Source organism: Kitasatospora sp. GAS204B, assembly GCF_029892155.1.
Lineage (GTDB): Bacteria > Actinomycetota > Actinomycetes > Streptomycetales > Streptomycetaceae > Kitasatospora.
The window spans coordinates 1-16,618 of record NZ_JARZAG010000046.1; the positions used below are offsets into that span (position 1 = coordinate 1).

The following is a 16,618-nucleotide window of genomic DNA, read 5'->3' on the forward strand; positions in this document are numbered from 1 at the left end:
GATCCGAGAACCGATCAACCCCCGACGACTTCAACTGACCCGGCCTTGGCATACCCCACCCAACGACCAGAACCCACCAAAGTCACCGGTATTGGTCCTAAGGCGCGTCTTCAAAGTCCCGCCGGGTCCGCGACGCCGGGCATCCCGCCTGGACGCACGCCCGGATCGCCCAAGTACGACCCAGTACGAGGACGACCCGGGCGCACGCCCAACCGGGCGCCCAACGGCGCGGACCGATCCGACGCGACTTTGAAGACGCGCCCTAGGACCGTCCGCCGCCCTAGGACCATCGAACCAACCCCGCCCAAGCCCCGAGCCCGATTCCGCGCGGCGTGGGCAGCGGGAGAGTTTCTCCATGGACATCACAGCTTCCGCCATCGCTCCCCGGCCCCTCGTCGCCGTCGTCACCGGCGGCTCGCGCGGTCTCGGCCTGGAACTCGCCCGCGCGTTGGCAACCGACGGCTGGCAGTTGGTGATCACCGCCCGCAACCCCGAGGAGCTCTCGGTCGCCGAAGTGGCGCTGAGCCCGCTCACCACCGTGGTCGCGTTGGCCGGATCGGTGGTGGACGACGATCACCGCGCCCACGTCGCGGCCGCCGCTTCCCAGCTCGGCGGGGCCGCGCTGCTGATCAACAACGCCTCCACCCTGAACGGTTCGACGGACGAGAGCGCCGAGCCGCTGCCGAGCCTCGCCGAGTTCCCGCTGCCCGACCTGCTGGAGACCTTCGAGGTCAACGCGCTGGCCCCGATCGCCCTCACCCAGCTGCTGCTTCCGCAACTGCGCCAGCACGCGGGCGCGGTGCTCAACATCAGCTCGGACGCCGCGGTCGAGGCGTACCCGGGCTGGGGCGGTTACGGCGCCGCCAAGGCCGCGTTGGACCATGCCTCCGCCGTCCTGGCCGAGGAGGAGCCGCAGTTGCGGGTCTGGGCCGTCGACCCCGGCGACCTGCGGACCCGGCTGCACCAGCAGGCCTTCCCGGACGCCGACCTCGCCGAACTGCCGCTGCCGATCAGCGTCGTCCCCGCCTTCCGCAGCCTGTGGCGCGACCGCCCGGCATCGGGCCGCTACCGAGCCGCCGAGCTGCCCGCCGAACCGGTCGCCGTCGTCAACACAACTGTCCCGGAAGGGGTCTGACATGACGACAGCACTGTTCGGTAGCACCGGTGTTCGGCTTGCGGACTCGGACGCTCAGCTCGCCGGACCGGAACCCGTGCTGCCGTCCAGCCTGGAATTCGTCGTTCCGCCCGAACTCTCCGCCCACGCCCCGGCCGAGGCGCGGGGCCTGCGCCGCGACGGCGTGCGGTTGCTGGTCGGCCGGGGCGGTCGGCAGGCGGTGCCGAGTGCCGAACACCACCGCTTCACGCAGCTGCCCGAGGTGCTGCGCCCAGGCGACCTGTTGGTGGTCAACAACTCGGCCACGCTGCCCGCTGCCCTGCCCGCCCGGCTGCCCGACGGCGGCGAGATCACCCTGCACGTCTCCGCCACCCACCCGGACCCGCGTGGTGCCCACCTGGTCGAGCTGCGCCGGACCGGGCGGGACGGCGCAGCCGCCGAATACCTCACGCCGGCCGACAACCCGGCCCGATCGGGCCTGCGGCTGAGCCTGCCGGCCGGCGGCGAGGCGGTCCTGACCGAGGCGTACACGCCACGGCTCTGGTACGCCCGGCTTGCCGTGCCCGGCCGGCTTCCCGACTACCTGGCGGGGCACGGCAAGGCGATCCGGTACGGCTATGTGGACCAGGACTGGCCGGTAAGCGCTTACCAGACGGTCTTCGCCGCCGAACCCGGTAGCAGCGAAATGCCCAGCGCCGCCCGTCCGTTCACCGACGCCCTGGTCAGCGCCCTGGTCGCGCGCGGCGTCCTGATCGCCCCGATCACCCTGCACACCGGTGTCGCCTCCCCGGAGGCCCACGAGGCGCCCTATCCGGAGCGTTTCCGGGTCCCCGCTGCCACCGCCGCGCTGGTCAACCACGTCCGAGCCACCGGCGGTCGGGTCATCGCGGTCGGCACCACCGCGGTCCGCGCCCTCGAATCCGCCACCACCCCCGACGGCCGCAGCCATCCTGCGGACGGCTGGACCGACCTGGTCATCACGCCCGCCCGTGGCGTCCGCGCGGTGGACGGCCTGCTCACCGGCTGGCACGAACCGCGCGCCTCGCACCTGCTGATGCTCGAAGCCATCGCCGGCCGCCCCCTGCTGGAACTCTGCTACCGCGAGGCACTGGCCGGGCGCTACCTGTGGCACGAGTTCGGGGACGTGAACCTGCTGCTGCCGGAGTGAGAGCCTGGTGGCAACGTCCCCGGGCCATCCGAGCGCCGCACACCCGGCCCGACCCGTCCGGCCCGACCCGTCCGGCCCGACCCGGCCTGTCCGGCCCGTGCGCGCTCCTGCTCAGTCGCCCAGCGCCTGGTAGGTCGAGGTCCAGAAATCCTGAACGACCGTGGCCGTGGTCGGCGAGGTGAACGCCCGCTGGGTGAGCAGGACGCCGATCACCTGGTCCGTCGGGTCCACGGCCCAGGCCGTGCCCAGCCCGCCGGTCCAGCCGTACTGGCCGACCGGGTGTCCGAGATCGGTGCGCCGGGTGACCACCGAGCCGCCGAAGCCCCAGCCGTCCGAGTCGAGGAAGCCGGAGACGAGACTGGAAAGCGCTTTCTGTTCCGGCGTCAGCTGATCGGTGGTCAGCAACTCGACCGAGGCGCGAGAGAGGATCCGCTCACCGTCCGCCCGGCCGCCGTCGAGCAGCATCCGGCCGAACCTGTGGAAGTCGTCGACGGTGGAGACCAGTCCGGCGGCTCCTGCCTGGAACGCCGGGGGAGCGGCCCACTCGCCACCGACCGCCTCGTCATAGACGGTGAGCGCGCCGGTGGCGGGGTCGTCCCAGTAGGCGGTGGCGAAGCGGTCCAGCTGGTCGGGCGTGACCGAGAACGCGGTGCTGGTCATGCCCAGTGGTTCGAAGAGGCGCTCGCGCAGGAACTCCCCGAAGGCCTGACCGCTGGCCCGGGCGATCAGCACGCCGAGCACGTCGGAACCCGTGTTGTAGAGCCAGCGCTCGCCAGGCTGGTACATCAGCGGCAGCGTGCCGAGCCGGCGCAGCCACTCGTCCGGCTCGGGCACCAGGGAGGGGCGCGGAGCCCCCTGGCCGAGGTCGAGCGCGTCCATCGCCTGCTGGATGGGGTAGCTGCCGGGCGGGGCCATCAGGACGCCGGTCCCCATCCGGAAGGTGAGCAGGTCGCGCACCGTGATCGGGCGGTGGGCGGGGACGGTGTCGTCCAGCGGGCCGTCCAGGTGCCGCAGCACCCGGCGGTCGGCCAGCTCGGGGAGCAGTTCGTCGACCGGATCGTCGAGGCGCAGGCGGCACTCCTCGATGAGGATCATGGTGGCGACGGCGGTGACCGGTTTGCTCATCGAGGAGACCCGGAACAGCGTGTCCCGGGCCATCGCGCCACCGCCGATCGACCGTGCACCGATCGCCTCGACGTGCACCTCGTCACCCCGCGCCACCAGGGCGACCAGTCCGGGTACCCCACCGTGCTCGACGTGACCGGTCAGGACGTCACGCAGTCGGTCCAGGCGGTTCTCGATGAAGCCCTTGCGGTGGCTTGCGGGGATCATGTCGGCCTTTCTGTCGTAGTTGTGACTGACCGTCAGAAGATGTGCCGGCGATCCTCTCAGTCGCGACCGACGATCCGGGGTAAGCACACCGGGTCGGCGCAGCACCGGCGTGCGCACCCGCGCCTGCCGCGCGCTGAGCCCGCACTGGTCGGGCGGGTGCCTGGCGCCGGCCCACCGGGGTGCGCCGCAGCACGGCGCGAACGGCTAGCCTGGGCGGACAATGAACCGTTTCAGCACGTCATGGGGCGAGCTCGAGCTCACCCGCTTCCCCGAGGACCCGCGCGAGCAGCTGCGCGCCTGGGACGCCGCCGACGAGTACCTGCTGCGCCACCTGCACGGTGACCCGGAGCTGCCCGCGCCGCCCAGCGGCGCACCCGGCGGCGAGCCGCGCGGCACCGTGGTCGTCCTCGGCGACCGCTGGGGCACGCTGGTCACGGCGCTCGCCACCGGACTCGCCACGACGCAGCCGCCGACCACCCTGACGCAGCTCGGCGATTCCTACCTCGCCCAGCAGGCGACCCGCGCCAACCTCGCCCGCAACAACCTCGCCCCGAACGCCGTTCACCTGCTGGCCGGCACCGACACCCCGCCGGCGCGGATCGACGTCCTGCTGGTCCGGATGCCCAAGAGCCTCGCGTACCTCGAGGACCAGCTGCACCGCCTCGCGCCCGCGCTCCACCCGCAGACCGTGGTGATCGGCACCGGGATGGTCACCGAGATCCACACCTCCACCCTCCAGCTCTTCGAGCGGATCATCGGTCCCACCCGCACCTCGCTCGCGGTCAAGAAGGCGCGGCTGATCTTCAGCACCCCCGACCCGGCACTCGCCCGCACCGCGAGTCCCTGGCCGCACACCTACGCCCTGCCCGCCGGCCTCGGCCCGGTCTCCGGGCGGACCGTGGTCAACCACGCCGGGATCTTCTGCGCCGACCGGCTGGACATCGGCACCCGGTTCCTCCTCCAGCACCTGCCCGCCCGCCAGGGCCACGAGCAGGTGGTCGACCTCGGCTGCGGCAACGGCGTGGTCGGCACGGCGGCCGCGCTGGCCAACCCGGCGGCCGAAGTCACCTTCATCGACGAGTCGTTCGCCGCCGTCGCCTCCGCCGAGGCCACCTTCCGGGCCAACACGCCGCCGGACGCGGTCGCCCACTTCCAGGCGGGCGACGCGCTGGCCGCCGTGCCGGCCGGCTCGGTCGACCTGGTCCTCAACAACCCGCCCTTCCACTCCCACCAGGCCACCACCGACACCACCGCCTGGCAGATGTTCGCCGGTGCCCGGCGTGCCCTGCGCCCGGGTGGTGAACTCTGGGTGGTCGGCAACCGCCACCTGGCGTACCACGTCAAGCTCCGCAAGCTCTTCGGCAACTGCCAGACGGTCGCCGGGAACCCGAAGTTCGTGATCCTGCGAGCGGTGAAGCGGTAGCGGCCTGCCGGCCGCCGTGCCGGCCCGGCCCGGCCTCAACTCCCGCCGGCGGGCCCGCCCTCCGCGTCGCCGCGCAGGATCCACGGCTCGCCGGGCCGTGTCGGGCGCTGCGTCACCATGCGCAGCACCGTGGTCTCCCCGACCGGCTCGATCAGCAGCAGTCCGGCGGAGGCGTGGGAGTCGGCGCGTAACCACCCGGCCGGCTGCGGCGGGTGAGATCCTGGTGCGGCCGGCCCTGCAGTCCCACGTTGAGAGTAGGTTTCGTCAATGGCATGCCGTATCAGTGAGTTCGTGCTCAAGTGCCACAACCCCGAGGCGCTGGCGCGGTTCTGGTGCGAGGTCCTGGACTTCGTAGAGCTCGATCGCGAGGCGGAGGTCTACGTCGAGATCGGTCCGCGCGAAGGGTTCGGCGGCCCGCAGCCGACGATCTTCCTCATCCGCAGCGACGAGCCGAAGACTGGGCATGCCCGGCTGCATATCGACGTCAACCCCACCGACCGCGATCAGGACGCCGAACTCGAGCGCCTGCTGGCTGCCGGGGCCGAGCTCGTCGACGTCGGTCAGCCCGCGGAGGCGTCCTGGCACGTCCTCGTCGATCCGGAAGGCAACGAGTTCTGCCTGCTCAAGCGCCGCCTCGCCCCGCTCTGACAGCCGGTCAATCCGATCGTTGTTGTCGGACGTCACTGTCCTGACGCCTTGGCCCGCTTCGCCCCGCCCCACAGCGAGCCCGGGTTCGCCCGGTTCGGGTACAGCGCGAGCATCGCCTCGTACAGTTCGGCCGCGCTCTGCGTCTCGGCGTCGAGCCGGTTGAAGTCCGCGAGGTAGTTCCTGGTCTCGGCCAGGATCTTCGGGTCGTCGGGCAGGTCGGGGTTCTTGTGGCCGGCGACGACGAAGGCGGGGTCGAGCGCGGCGAGCGTGTCGGTCGCGCGCATCCACTCCTCGCGCGACGCGGTGGTGGTCTCGCCCAGGTACTGGTGGATGCCGTTGTAGGCGACATCGCCGGCCACGACGAGCCGCAGCTCCGGCACCCACAGCGCGGTGCTGCCCGCGCAGTCGGTGAAGCCGGTCTCGACCGACCGCAGCGGGTGGCCTTCGAGGGCGAACGTGTCGCCGTCCAGGACCTCCGGGAAGACCTGCGGCTGCGGGACCTGCCCGGGAAAGCGCGAGGTCCAGAAGGTATCGAGGTAGGGCGGCGTGCCCTCGAACCTCGCCTTGGCCACGGCTGCGGCAGTTGCAACCGCCTTGGCCTTGGGAAATGCCTCGAGGAGCTGCTTCACGCCGAAGCCGTGGTCGCCGTGGCCGTGCGTGATGTAGACGTAGGCCAGGTTGCGGTCGTGCGCCTTCACCCAGTCGACGAGCTGTTGGTTCTGTTCGACGGTGAGGAACGTGTCGACCAGCGCGGCGTCACGCTCACCGAAGATCAACGTCGCAGTGTTGACCACCCACTGGAGATCCTCCCTGGTGCCGGGCGGCAGGTCGCGGGTCAGACCCGACCGGCGCACGCACAAGGTTTCGTACCGCAGCGCTGAGGTGGCTTCCGGCATGTCGTGGTCCCTTCCACTCTCGTTGAGATCCGGGCGGACGCACTGGGCCTGGCCGGTCGCGAGGTCGGCTTCGGAGCCCCGGGGGCCGGGGACTCGACGAGCCGCCGACCCGATCCACGAGCAATCCTGCTCGCCCGCATCCGATCCGCAACACGACTTCGGGCCCGCCGCCCCGCACCCGTCGCGGGGTGGCTACTCGGAACGCCGCGGGGACAGGCCGTCCAGCACTATGTCGACCGCTCTGTCCACGACGGTCCGGTCGCCACGGGCGTTGGCCAGCGCTCTGATCAGCAGGTAGACCTCATCTACCGTTGCGTCCGCGCGCACCTCACCGGCTTGCTGGCCGCGGGACAGCAACTCCTCAACGGCTTGGCGCACCATGGTGGCCGCAGCCTCCACCTCATCAGCGGAGCCTGTCGAGTCGGCGGGCTCCTCCAGCAACGCGACGAGCGCGAGCTTCGCCGGAGCGCCTGAGACCATCTCCCGGAACGTCTCCCGGAACGCCGCCCCGGCCTCGCCGCCCTCGCCCCGCGCCCGCGCTGTTTCGGCGAGCAGGGTGAGGTGCCGGACGATCGTGGCCTTGATCAGCGCCCGCTTGGTCGGGAAGTGCCGGAAGACGGTGCCGATTCCGACGCCGGCCCGGCGCGCGACCTCCTCGGTCGAGCCGGCGTTGCCGGACTCGCCGAAGACCTCTTCGGCCGCGGCCAGCACCCTGTCTCGATTCGCCCGCGCGTCGCTCCGCATCCCACCATCTTCCCTCCCCGGCAGCCTTGCTCCCGCAGGCCCCGGTGACCAAGTCTTGCTATCCGGAGTTTTGACTCCGTATTATTCGGAGTGAAGACTCCGCTTAGAAGGGTAACCAGGATGCGAACCCCCGAAGACATGTTCCGTGCCATGCTCGACGGCGCCTGCCGGCTGCAGAACGGTGATCGCGACCAGATCGACGAGCTGGCCGGGTTCTACGCCGAAGAAACCGACGTGCGGCACCCGATGGCCCCGCTCGGCGACACCCCGATGATCAGTCGCGAAGCACTCCGACAGCACTTCGCCGCGGCGGGGGCGGCTGGCCTGGCAGGCTTTCGCGTTGAGGATGTACGCGTCCATCACACTGCCGACCCCGAGGTGGTCATCGGCGAGTTCACTTACCGCGGCGACGCGGGCTGGGCCGCCCCGGGCATCATCGTCCTCCGGATCCGCGAAGGGCTGATCGTCGAGTCGCGGGACTACATCGACCATCTCGGGCTCGCTCGTGCCACGAATACGCTCGACGCCCTCTGTGCGCAGCTGACGAGCGCCTAGCCTGCGGCGGTCTGACGGACCTGCTCCTGGTTGTTGTGCATGCCGACCGCCTGGCTGTCACGATCGACGCTGGACGCTCGGCTCGCCAAGTGAAGCACTCACTCGCCAACTGGAGCGCTCAGTCACAGTGGACGGGCTGCCCCTCGCACAGCTCCTTGCATGAATGTTCCGAGTTGCGTATATTCATGCCAAGTCCTGAGGAGGAAGCAGTCATGGCCTTGCGAGTCGCCGTTGCCGGAGCGAGCGGGTATGCGGGTGGTGAGGTGCTGCGCCTGCTGCTCTCGCATCCTGAGGTGGAGATCGGGGCGTTGACCGGTGGGTCGAACGCCGGGGTGAGGTTGGGGGAGCTGCAGCCGCATCTGGTGCCGTTGGCGGGGCGGGTGCTGGAGCCGACCACGCCGGAGGTGCTCGCGGGGCATGACGTGGTCTTCCTCGGGTTGCCGCACGGGCAGTCGGCCGCGGTGGCGGCGGCGCTCGGCGAGGATGTGCTGGTGATCGACTGCGGGGCGGACTTCCGGCTCAAGGAGGCGGCGGACTGGGAGCGGTTCTACGGCTCCGCGCACGCCGGGACCTGGCCGTACGGGCTGCCCGAGCTGCCGGGGCACCGGGCCGCGTTGAAGGGGAGCAAGCGGATCGCGGTGCCGGGGTGCTATCCGACCGCCGTCTCGCTCGCGCTCTTTCCGGCCTACGCGGCGCGGTTGGCAGAGCCGGAGGCCGTGGTGGTGGCGGCCAGTGGGACCTCGGGGGCCGGCAAGGCGCCCAAGGTGAACCTGCTGGGCAGTGAGGTGATGGGGTCGGTCACGCCGTACGGGGTCGGCGGGGTGCACCGGCACACGCCGGAGATGGTGCAGAACCTGAGTCCGGTGGCGGGGGAGCGGGTCGGCGTGTCCTTCACGCCGACCCTGGTGCCGATGTCCCGGGGCATCCTGGCCACCTGCAGTGCCAAGGCCAAGCCGGGCGTGACCGCCGGGGACGTCCGGGCCGCGTACCAGGACGCCTACGCCGATGAGCCGTTCGTCCATCTGCTGCCCGAACTGCAGTGGCCGCAGACCAAGTCGGTGTACGGCGCCAACACGGCGCTGGTCCAGGTGGTGCTGGACGAGCAGGTCGGCCGGATCGTCGCGATCAGCGCGATCGACAACCTGGTCAAGGGCACCGCCGGTGGCGCGGTGCAGAGCATGAACATCGCCCTGGGCCTGCCCGAGGAGTTGGGCCTTCCGCTGAACGGAGTCGCACCGTGACGAGCCAGACCAACGCGCAGGCGCACGGCAACAACGCCAACAACGCCAACAACGAGCAGGCTCACGGCAACATCGGCGTCACCGCCGCCAAGGGCTTCCGCGCCGCCGGTGTCACGGCCGGGATCAAGGCCTCCGGGACCCCGGACCTCGCGCTCGTCGTCAACGACGGCCCGGCGTTCGCCGCGGCCGGCGTCTTCACCTCCAACCGGGTCAAGGCCGCTCCGGTGCTCTGGTCCGAGCAGGTGCTGAAGGGCGGTCAGTTGGCCGCCGTCATCCTCAACTCGGGTGGTGCCAACGCCTGTACCGGACCCGCCGGGTTCCAGGACACGCACGCCACCGCGGAGCGGGTCGGCGCCGAACTGGGCGTCAGCGCGGGCGAGGTGGCGGTCTGCTCGACCGGCCTGATCGGTGAGCGGCTGCCGATGGACATCCTGCTGCCGGGCGTCGGGCTCGCGGCCAAGGAGCTCAGCGCGACCGGCGGTGGCGCGGCCGCGATCGCCATCAAGACCACCGACACGGTGCACAAGACCGCACAGGTCACCAAGAACGGCTGGACGGTCGGCGGGATGGCCAAGGGCGCGGGGATGCTCGCCCCGGGCCTGGCCACCATGCTCGTGGTCCTCACCACCGACGCCGCGGTGGACGCGGGCGAGTTGGACGACGCGCTGCGCGCCGCCACCCGCACCACCTTCGACCGGGTGGATTCCGACGGCTGCATGTCGACCAACGACACCGTCCTGCTGCTCGCCTCCGGTGCGTCCGAGGTGGCGCCCCCCGCCGCCGAGTTCGCCGCGGCGGTCGAGCAGGTCTGCGCCGACCTGGCCCGGCAGCTGATCGGCGACGCCGAGGGTGCGAGCAAGGACATCCGGATCGACGTCACCGGCGCGGCCACCGAGGACGAGGCGGTCACGGTCGCCCGCACCATCGCCCGCAACAACCTGCTCAAGTGCGCCATCCACGGCGAGGACCCCAACTGGGGCCGGGTGCTGGCCGCGATCGGCACCACCGACGCCGCCTTCGACCCGGACCGGTTGGACGTGGCGATCAACGGCGTCTGGGTCTGCCGGAACGGCTCGGTCGGCGAGGACCGCGACCTGGTCGATATGACGGACCGTCAGGTCGTGATCTCCGCGAACCTGAACGCGGGTTCGGCCCAAGCCACGGTGTGGACCAGCGACCTCACCGCCGACTACGTCCACGAGAACAGCGCCTACTCCACCTGATCCCGGGGGACCGAGACCGTGCAGATCGCACCCAAGGGCGAACAGGCCCGCAACAACACCGCGTTGCCCAAGGCGCTGACCCTCATCGAGGCGCTGCCCTGGCTGGAGCGGTTCCACGGCAAGACCGTGGTGATCAAGTTCGGCGGCAACGCCATGGTCGACGAGTCGCTCAAGGCGGCCTTCGCCCAGGACGTGGTCTTCCTGCGGTACGCGGGCCTGCACCCGGTGGTGGTGCACGGCGGCGGCCCGCAGATCAGCGCGCAGCTGGAGAAGCTGGGCCTGAAGTCCTCCTTCACCAACGGCCTGCGGGTCACCACCCCCGAGACCATGGACGTGGTCCGGATGGTGCTGGCCGGCCAGGTCCAGCGCGAGCTGGTCGGACTGCTCAACGAGCACGGGCCGTTCGCGGTCGGCATGACCGGCGAGGACGCGCACACCATGACCGCCGTCAAGCGGTACGCGGTGGTGGACGGCGAGCAGGTGGACATCGGCCTGGTCGGCGACATCGTCAACATCGAGGCGGGCGCGGTGAAGGCGCTGATCGCCGACGGCCGGATCCCGGTGATCTCGTCGATCGCGCGCGGCGCCGACAACCACGTCTACAACATCAACGCGGACACCGCGGCCGCCGCCCTCGCCGCCGCGCTCGGCGCGGAGATGCTGGTGGTGCTCACCGATGTCGAGGGCCTCTACGCGGACTGGCCCAATTCCGACGACGTGATCAGCCAGCTCTCGGCGAGCGAGCTGGAAGCCATACTGCCCACCTTGGCCAGCGGCATGCTGCCCAAGATGGAGGGCTGCCTGCGTGCGGTCCGCTCCGGCGTCGGCACCGCGCGCGTGCTGGACGGCCGGGTACAGCACAGTCTGCTGCTGGAGATCTTCACCGACGAGGGGATCGGCACCATGGTGGTGCCGGACGACGAGAGCACCGTTCTTGGGGGACTGGCATGAACGACCAATCAAACGACCAGCCGAATGACCAGCCGAATGACCGGCCGAGCGCCCAACAGGCGGTGACCAACGCTGATCTGACGAAGCGTTATCAGCACTCGTTCGCCAACAACTACGGCACCCCCCGCCTCCCGCTGGTGCGCGGCGCGGGCGCGCTGCTCTGGGACGCGGACGGCAACGAGTACCTCGACCTGGTCGGCGGCATCGCGGTCAACGCGCTCGGTACCGCGCACCCGGCGATCGTCGCCGCGGTGACCGCGCAGATCGGGCAACTCGGCCACGTCTCCAACCTGTTCACCGCCGAGCCGACCATCGCGCTGGCCGAGCGGCTGCTCGCGCTGGACGAGCGCCCCGGCCGGGTCTTCTTCTGCAACTCGGGCGCCGAGGCCAACGAGGCCGCTTTCAAGATCAGCCGGCTCACCGGTCGGACCCATGTGGTGGCCCTGGAAGGCGCTTTCCACGGCCGGACCATGGGCTCCCTCGCGCTCACCGGCCAGCCCGGCAAGCAGGCCCCGTTCCTCCCGCTGCCCGGCGAGGTGACCCACGTCCCGTTCGGTGACGTCGAGGCCTTGCGGGCAGCCGTCAGCACCGCGACGGCGGCCGTCGTGCTGGAGCCGATCCAGGGCGAGAACGGCGCCGTCCCGCTGCCGGCGGGCTACCTGCGGGCGGCCCGGGAGATCACCCGGGCGACCGGGACCCTGCTGATCCTGGACGAGATCCAGACCGGCATCGGTCGCACCGGCCACTGGTTCGCGCACCAGGCCGAGCCGGGCATCGAGCCGGACGTCGTCACGCTGGCCAAGGGCCTGGGCGGCGGGCTGCCGATCGGCGCCGTGATCGCCTACGGCGAGGCCGGCGAGCTGCTCCAGCCCGGTCAGCACGGCACCACCTTCGGCGGAAACCCGGTGGTCGCGGCGGCCGCCCTCGCGGTGCTCGACACCATCGAGTCGCAGGGCCTGCTGGCCCAGGTGCGAACGGTCGGCGAGCGGCTGCGGACCGGCGTCGAGGCGCTCGGCGATCCCCTGGTCGCGCAGGTGCGTGGCGCCGGCCTGTTGCTCGGGATCGTGCTCACCGAGCCGCTCGCCGCCGAGATCCAGTCCGCCGCCCAGCGCGCCGGCTTCCTGGTGAACGCGGCCGTGCCGGACGCCGTGCGACTGGTCCCGCCGCTGATCCTCACTGAGGCGCAGGCCGACGCTTTCCTCGCCGCACTGCCGGCGATCCTGCGCGAGGCCCGGCAGCAGCGGGCGCTCCAGCTCGGGCAGGAGCCTGCGGCCCAGGCCCGGCAGGACGACCCGGCCGCGCAGGCGCGAGGCTAGTCCGGGAGAATCATCATCATGACCGCGTCCCCCTCCGACCAGCCCGCCGAGCAGGCGTCCGACCAGCCCACCGGCCAGTCCATCGGCCGGTCCGCCGAGCAGCATGCCGAGCAGTCCGCCGCCGGCCCGACGCCGCAGGTCCCACAGACCCGCACGGCGCGCCACCGGCGGATCGTGGACCTGCTGACCCGTCAGCCGGTGCGCTCGCAGAGCCAACTGGCCAAGCTGCTGGCCGATGACGGACTGGTGGTCACCCAGGCCACCCTCTCCCGGGACCTGGACGAGCTGGGCGCGGTCAAGATCCGCAACCGGGACGGTGCGCTGATCTACGCCGTCCCGGCCGAGGGCGGCGACCGCACGCCGCGCGCGCCGATGGGGGAGTCGGCCAGCGAGGGACGGATGGCGCGGCTGGCCGGAGAGCTGATGGTCTCGGCCACCGCCTCCGGCAACCTGGTGGTGCTGCGCACCCCGCCGGGCGCGGCGCAGTTCCTCGCCTCAGCGATCGACACGGCCGGGGTGCACGAGATCATCGGCACCATCGCGGGCGACGACACGGTCCTGCTGATCAGCCGGGACCCGTCCGGCGGCCAGGCGCTGGCGGACCACCTGATGCAGCTGGCGCAGGCTCGGACGGAGCGCCAGTAGCTCATCTGGGGCTGGGGCTGCGGCTCGGTGTTGCCACCGAGTACGCGGGGCAGCAGACAGCAAATAGCAAACAGCAAACAGCAGGTAACAAACAGCAGGTAACAAACAGCAGGTAACAAACAGCAGGCGGCACGCAGCGATCAGCAGGGCAGGGGCGGGATCCGGCCATTCTCCATCGACCTCGGTTCGGTCGGGCGTGTGCATCTCAACCGAGCGTTAGGTTGGCCTCACGGAACGTTGGTTGCCCCAGGCAACCGGCCCACCTACGCGCCCAACGAGGTCCCGCCATGCACGTGACTGTCGATCAGGACCGCTGCTGCAGCTCCGGCCAGTGTGTGTTGACCGCCCCCGACGTCTTCGACCAGAGCGAGGAGGACGGCCTGGTGCTGCTGCTCCAGGACCGTCCCGACCCCGTCCACCTCCCCAAGCTTCGTACCGCCGCCGCCCTCTGCCCGGGCGGCGCCATCACCGTCCATGCCGTTCATGCCGTCCTGGCCGAGCAGGCCGAGCAGGCCGAACACGCCGAGCAGGCCGAACGCACCGAGCGGGCCGACCGGCCCCAGCAGGTTGAGGGGGTCCAGGCATGAGCATCGTCGAGGAGATCAGCTTCCCGGCGCCGCGCGAGCAGGGCTGCCCCTTCGACCCGCCGCCCGCCTACCGCCGCGCCGCCACCAAGATCGCCCTCTGGGACGGCAGCCCCTGCTGGATGGTGACCGGCTATCAGGACGTGCGCTCGGCGCTGAGTGACCGCCGCTTCAGCGCCGACAGCCGCCACCCCGCCTTCCCGTTCCTGCTCCCCGGCCAGGAGGTGCGCCGCGAGAAGCCGCCGTTCCTGCGCCTGGACGACCCCGAGCACTCCCGGGTGCGCAAGATGCTCACCACCGACTTCCTGATCAAGCGGGTCGAGGCGATGCGCCCCGAGATCCAGCGGATCGTCGACGAGCAGCTCGACACCATGGTCGCGAACGGCTCGCCCGCCGACCTGGTGGCCGAATTCGCCCTGCCGGTCCCGTCCCTGGTGATCTGCGACCTGCTCGGCGTGCCGTACGAGGACCACGAGTTCTTCCAGCGCCAGAGCGTGCGCCTGCTGGACAGCACGGTCCCGCCGGGTGAGGCGCGGGTCGCCTTCGACCTGCTGATCGCGTACCTGACCGAGCTGGTCGCGAGCGGGCGCGTCGGGTCCCAGGGCATCCTCGCCAAGCTCGCCGCCCGCGACGACCTGACGGCCGAGGAACTCGCCAACAACGGGCTGCTGCTCCTGATCGCGGGCCACGAGACGACCGCGCACATGACCTCGCTCTCCACCCTCGCCCTGCTGCGCAACCCGGCCCAGGCCGACCGGCTGCGGGCCGAGCCCGAGCTGATCAACGGCGCGGTCGAGGAACTGCTGCGCTACCTCACCATCGTGGACACCGGGCTGCCCCGGGTGGCGCTGGAGGACATCGAGCTGAGCGACGGCCTGGTGGTCAAGGAGGGCGAGGCCGTGCTGCTGATGCTCTCCATCGCCAACCGCGACGAGGAGCTGTTCCCCGGCGGCGCGGAGCTGGACGTCGCCCGCGACGCCCGCCGCCACCTCGCCTTCGGCTTCGGGGTGCACCAGTGCCTGGGTCAGCCGCTGGCCAGGGCCGAGTTGCAGATCGCGCTGTCGACGCTGCTGCGCCGGCTGCCGCAGCTGCGGTTGGCGGTGCCGTTCGAGGAGGTCGCGTTCCGCAACGAGACGCTGATCTACGGGCTGAAGGAGCTGCCGGTCGCCTGGTAGCAGCCGCAGATCCGGGTCCGTCAGCTCTGGTGGATCATCGGATGGACTGCTACTACTGCTGACCGTGCGGATCACCAGAACGAGCGAGACCAACGAGCGAGACCACCGTCGGGACGGTGGCGGAGTGGCCGGTCCACTCCGCCACCGTCCCGACGGTCCTGTTTCCGGTGGTCGGCGACCACCCGCTCAGGCAGGCGCTGCCGGCCCGCTGCCGGCCCGTGCCCACGACCGGGCCGGGTGCCTGGATGTCGAGTTTCCCGCCGCGCTTTGAGTTTCATACGGTGTCGTGCATACTTATGCCTATCACCGCATGAGCCACTAGCAACTTGAGCCACCGAAGAAGGAGAAAGCCGTGACCGAGCGCGTCGTACTCGCCTACTCGGGCGGTCTGGACACGTCCGTCTGCATCGGCTGGATCGCCGAGGAGACCGGCGCCGAGGTCATCGCCGTCGCCGTCGACGTCGGCCAGGGCGGCGAGGACCTGGACGTGATCCGCCAGCGCGCACTGGACTGCGGCGCGGTCGAGGCCGAGGTCGCCGACGCCCGCGAGGAGTTCGCCGACGAGTACTGCCTGCCGGCCCTCAAGGCCAACGCGCTCTACCAGGGCCAGTACCCGCTGGTCTCCGCGCTCTCCCGCCCGGTGATCGTCAAGCACCTGGTCGCCGCCGCGCAGAAGCACGGCGCCACCACCGTCGCGCACGGCTGCACCGGCAAGGGCAACGACCAGGTCCGCTTCGAGGTGGGCATCAACTCGCTCGCCCCGAACCTGAAGTGCATCGCCCCGGTGCGCGACTACGCGATGACCCGGGACAAGGCGATCGCCTTCGCCGAGGCGAAGAACCTCCCGATCGTCACCACCAAGAAGAACCCGTACTCGATCGACCAGAACGTCTTCGGGCGGGCCGTCGAGACCGGCTTCCTGGAGGACATCTGGAACGCCCCGATCGAGGACGTCTACGAGTACACCCAGGACCCGGCCACCGCGCGGGCGGCCGACGAGGTCGTCATCACCTTCGAGGCCGGCGTCCCGGTCGCGATCGACGGCCGCAAGGTGACCGTGCTCCAGGCCATCGAGGAGCTGAACAAGCGGGCCGGCGCCCAGGGCATCGGTCGCCTCGACATGGTCGAGGACCGGCTGGTCGGCATCAAGTCCCGGGAGATCTACGAGGCCCCCGGCGCGATCGCGCTGATCACCGCACACCAGGCGCTGGAGAACGTCACGGTCGAGCGTGAACTGGCCCGCTACAAGCGGCAGGTCGAGCAGCGCTGGGCCGAACTGGTCTACGACGGCCTCTGGTTCTCCCCGCTGAAGCGCGCGCTGGACGGCTTCGTCGACGAGGCCAACCAGTGCGTGACCGGCGAGATCCGGATGGTGCTGCACGGCGGCCGCGCGGTTGTCAACGGCCGCAAGTCGGACCAGTCGCTGTACGACTTCAACCTCGCCACCTACGACACCGGCGACACCTTCGACCAGTCGATGTCGAAGGGCTTCATCGAGATCTTCGGGATGTCCTCGAAGATCGCCGCCCGCCGCGACCTGGCCTGACGATCCGTCAGAACCCTGCCCTGGCGCGACAGTCCAAGGCAGCTTAGGTACCCCGAG

Annotated in this window: 15 protein-coding genes and 1 pseudogene; 13 read left to right on the forward strand and 3 right to left on the reverse strand. The window is 70.9% G+C overall.

The window, feature by feature from the left end; genetic code table 11:
- The first annotated feature begins 355 nt into the window (after positions 1–355).
- On the forward strand, positions 356–1,135 hold the full coding sequence (locus tag P3T41_RS35170) for an SDR family oxidoreductase (RefSeq protein ID WP_280694726.1): 780 nt from the start codon (positions 356–358) through the stop codon (positions 1,133–1,135).
- 1 nt (position 1,136) lies between these two features.
- Positions 1,137–2,282 (forward strand): S-adenosylmethionine:tRNA ribosyltransferase-isomerase, encoded by a 1,146-nt coding sequence (locus P3T41_RS35175; protein WP_280694727.1) that lies wholly within the window; start codon positions 1,137–1,139, stop codon positions 2,280–2,282.
- 111 nt (positions 2,283–2,393) lie between these two features.
- Here P3T41_RS35175 and P3T41_RS35180 read toward each other — a convergent pair whose 3' ends face one another.
- Positions 2,394–3,614, reverse strand: coding sequence for a serine hydrolase domain-containing protein (locus tag P3T41_RS35180; protein ID WP_280694728.1), 1,221 nt, complete (start codon positions 3,612–3,614; stop codon positions 2,394–2,396).
- A 220-nt stretch (positions 3,615–3,834) separates the two neighbouring features.
- Here P3T41_RS35180 and P3T41_RS35185 point away from each other — a divergent pair, with 220 nt between their 5' ends.
- A complete protein-coding gene (locus P3T41_RS35185) occupies positions 3,835–5,037 on the forward strand; it encodes a methyltransferase (protein WP_280694729.1) in 1,203 nt (400 codons plus the stop codon).
- Between the two features lie 267 nt (positions 5,038–5,304).
- Positions 5,305–5,685, forward strand: a complete 381-nt coding sequence (locus tag P3T41_RS35190) for a VOC family protein (RefSeq protein WP_280694730.1) — start codon at positions 5,305–5,307, stop codon at positions 5,683–5,685.
- Between the two features lie 32 nt (positions 5,686–5,717).
- On the opposite strand, the gene P3T41_RS35195 is transcribed toward P3T41_RS35190, so the two are convergent.
- Together P3T41_RS35195 and P3T41_RS35200 are read right to left on the reverse strand one after the other, a co-directional pair.
- The gene (locus P3T41_RS35195; protein ID WP_280694731.1) at positions 5,718–6,581 is read right to left on the reverse strand and encodes an MBL fold metallo-hydrolase; all 864 of its coding nucleotides are present in this window, start codon (positions 6,579–6,581) and stop codon (positions 5,718–5,720) included.
- A gap of 192 nt (positions 6,582–6,773) precedes the next feature.
- Positions 6,774–7,325, reverse strand: coding sequence for a helix-turn-helix domain-containing protein (locus P3T41_RS35200; protein ID WP_280694732.1), 552 nt, complete (start codon positions 7,323–7,325; stop codon positions 6,774–6,776).
- 120 nt (positions 7,326–7,445) lie between these two features.
- Here P3T41_RS35200 and P3T41_RS35205 point away from each other — a divergent pair, with 120 nt between their 5' ends.
- The 9 genes and pseudogenes from P3T41_RS35205 to P3T41_RS35245 all read left to right on the forward strand — a co-directional run bounded on the left by P3T41_RS35205 (position 7,446) and on the right by P3T41_RS35245 (position 16,561).
- Positions 7,446–7,880: a nuclear transport factor 2 family protein gene (locus tag P3T41_RS35205; protein ID WP_280694733.1), complete on the forward strand. Its 435-nt coding sequence runs from the start codon at positions 7,446–7,448 to the stop codon at positions 7,878–7,880.
- Positions 7,881–8,092: 212 nt separating this feature from the next.
- A complete protein-coding gene (gene argC / locus P3T41_RS35210) occupies positions 8,093–9,121 on the forward strand; it encodes an N-acetyl-gamma-glutamyl-phosphate reductase (RefSeq protein WP_280694734.1) in 1,029 nt (342 codons plus the stop codon).
- A 71-nt stretch (positions 9,122–9,192) separates the two neighbouring features.
- Positions 9,193–10,344 (forward strand): bifunctional glutamate N-acetyltransferase/amino-acid acetyltransferase ArgJ, encoded by a 1,152-nt coding sequence (gene argJ / locus P3T41_RS35215; protein ID WP_280694756.1) that lies wholly within the window; start codon positions 9,193–9,195, stop codon positions 10,342–10,344.
- Between the two features lie 18 nt (positions 10,345–10,362).
- Complete coding sequence (gene argB, locus P3T41_RS35220; protein WP_280694735.1) at positions 10,363–11,295, forward strand: acetylglutamate kinase; 933 nt, start codon at positions 10,363–10,365, stop codon at positions 11,293–11,295.
- A gap of 62 nt (positions 11,296–11,357) precedes the next feature.
- Complete coding sequence (locus P3T41_RS35225; protein ID WP_280694757.1) at positions 11,358–12,611, forward strand: acetylornithine transaminase; 1,254 nt, start codon at positions 11,358–11,360, stop codon at positions 12,609–12,611.
- A gap of 18 nt (positions 12,612–12,629) precedes the next feature.
- Positions 12,630–13,256 (forward strand): arginine repressor, encoded by a 627-nt coding sequence (locus P3T41_RS35230; RefSeq protein WP_280694736.1) that lies wholly within the window; start codon positions 12,630–12,632, stop codon positions 13,254–13,256.
- 287 nt (positions 13,257–13,543) lie between these two features.
- Positions 13,544–13,729 (forward strand): annotated as a pseudogene (locus P3T41_RS35235) (ferredoxin); the annotation flags it as partial.
- A gap of 110 nt (positions 13,730–13,839) precedes the next feature.
- Entirely contained in the window at positions 13,840–15,015 is a 1,176-nt protein-coding gene (locus tag P3T41_RS35240; protein WP_280694737.1) for a cytochrome P450, read from the forward strand.
- A gap of 352 nt (positions 15,016–15,367) precedes the next feature.
- Positions 15,368–16,561, forward strand: coding sequence for an argininosuccinate synthase (locus P3T41_RS35245; protein WP_280694738.1), 1,194 nt, complete (start codon positions 15,368–15,370; stop codon positions 16,559–16,561).
- Positions 16,562–16,618 lie beyond the last annotated feature (57 nt).

Coding starts and splice junctions, on each gene's coding strand:
- P3T41_RS35170 (WP_280694726.1), top strand. CDS start 356: ATGGACATCACAGCTTCCGCCATCGCTCCCCGGCCCCTCGTCGCCGTC.
- P3T41_RS35175 (WP_280694727.1), top strand. CDS start 1,137: ATGACGACAGCACTGTTCGGTAGCACCGGTGTTCGGCTTGCGGACTCG.
- P3T41_RS35180 (WP_280694728.1), bottom strand. CDS start 3,614: ATGATCCCCGCAAGCCACCGCAAGGGCTTCATCGAGAACCGCCTGGAC.
- P3T41_RS35185 (WP_280694729.1), top strand. CDS start 3,835: ATGAACCGTTTCAGCACGTCATGGGGCGAGCTCGAGCTCACCCGCTTC.
- P3T41_RS35190 (WP_280694730.1), top strand. CDS start 5,305: ATGGCATGCCGTATCAGTGAGTTCGTGCTCAAGTGCCACAACCCCGAG.
- P3T41_RS35195 (WP_280694731.1), bottom strand. CDS start 6,581: ATGCCGGAAGCCACCTCAGCGCTGCGGTACGAAACCTTGTGCGTGCGC.
- P3T41_RS35200 (WP_280694732.1), bottom strand. CDS start 7,325: ATGCGGAGCGACGCGCGGGCGAATCGAGACAGGGTGCTGGCCGCGGCC.
- P3T41_RS35205 (WP_280694733.1), top strand. CDS start 7,446: ATGCGAACCCCCGAAGACATGTTCCGTGCCATGCTCGACGGCGCCTGC.
- argC (WP_280694734.1), top strand. CDS start 8,093: ATGGCCTTGCGAGTCGCCGTTGCCGGAGCGAGCGGGTATGCGGGTGGT.
- P3T41_RS35230 (WP_280694736.1), top strand. CDS start 12,630: ATGACCGCGTCCCCCTCCGACCAGCCCGCCGAGCAGGCGTCCGACCAG.
- P3T41_RS35240 (WP_280694737.1), top strand. CDS start 13,840: ATGAGCATCGTCGAGGAGATCAGCTTCCCGGCGCCGCGCGAGCAGGGC.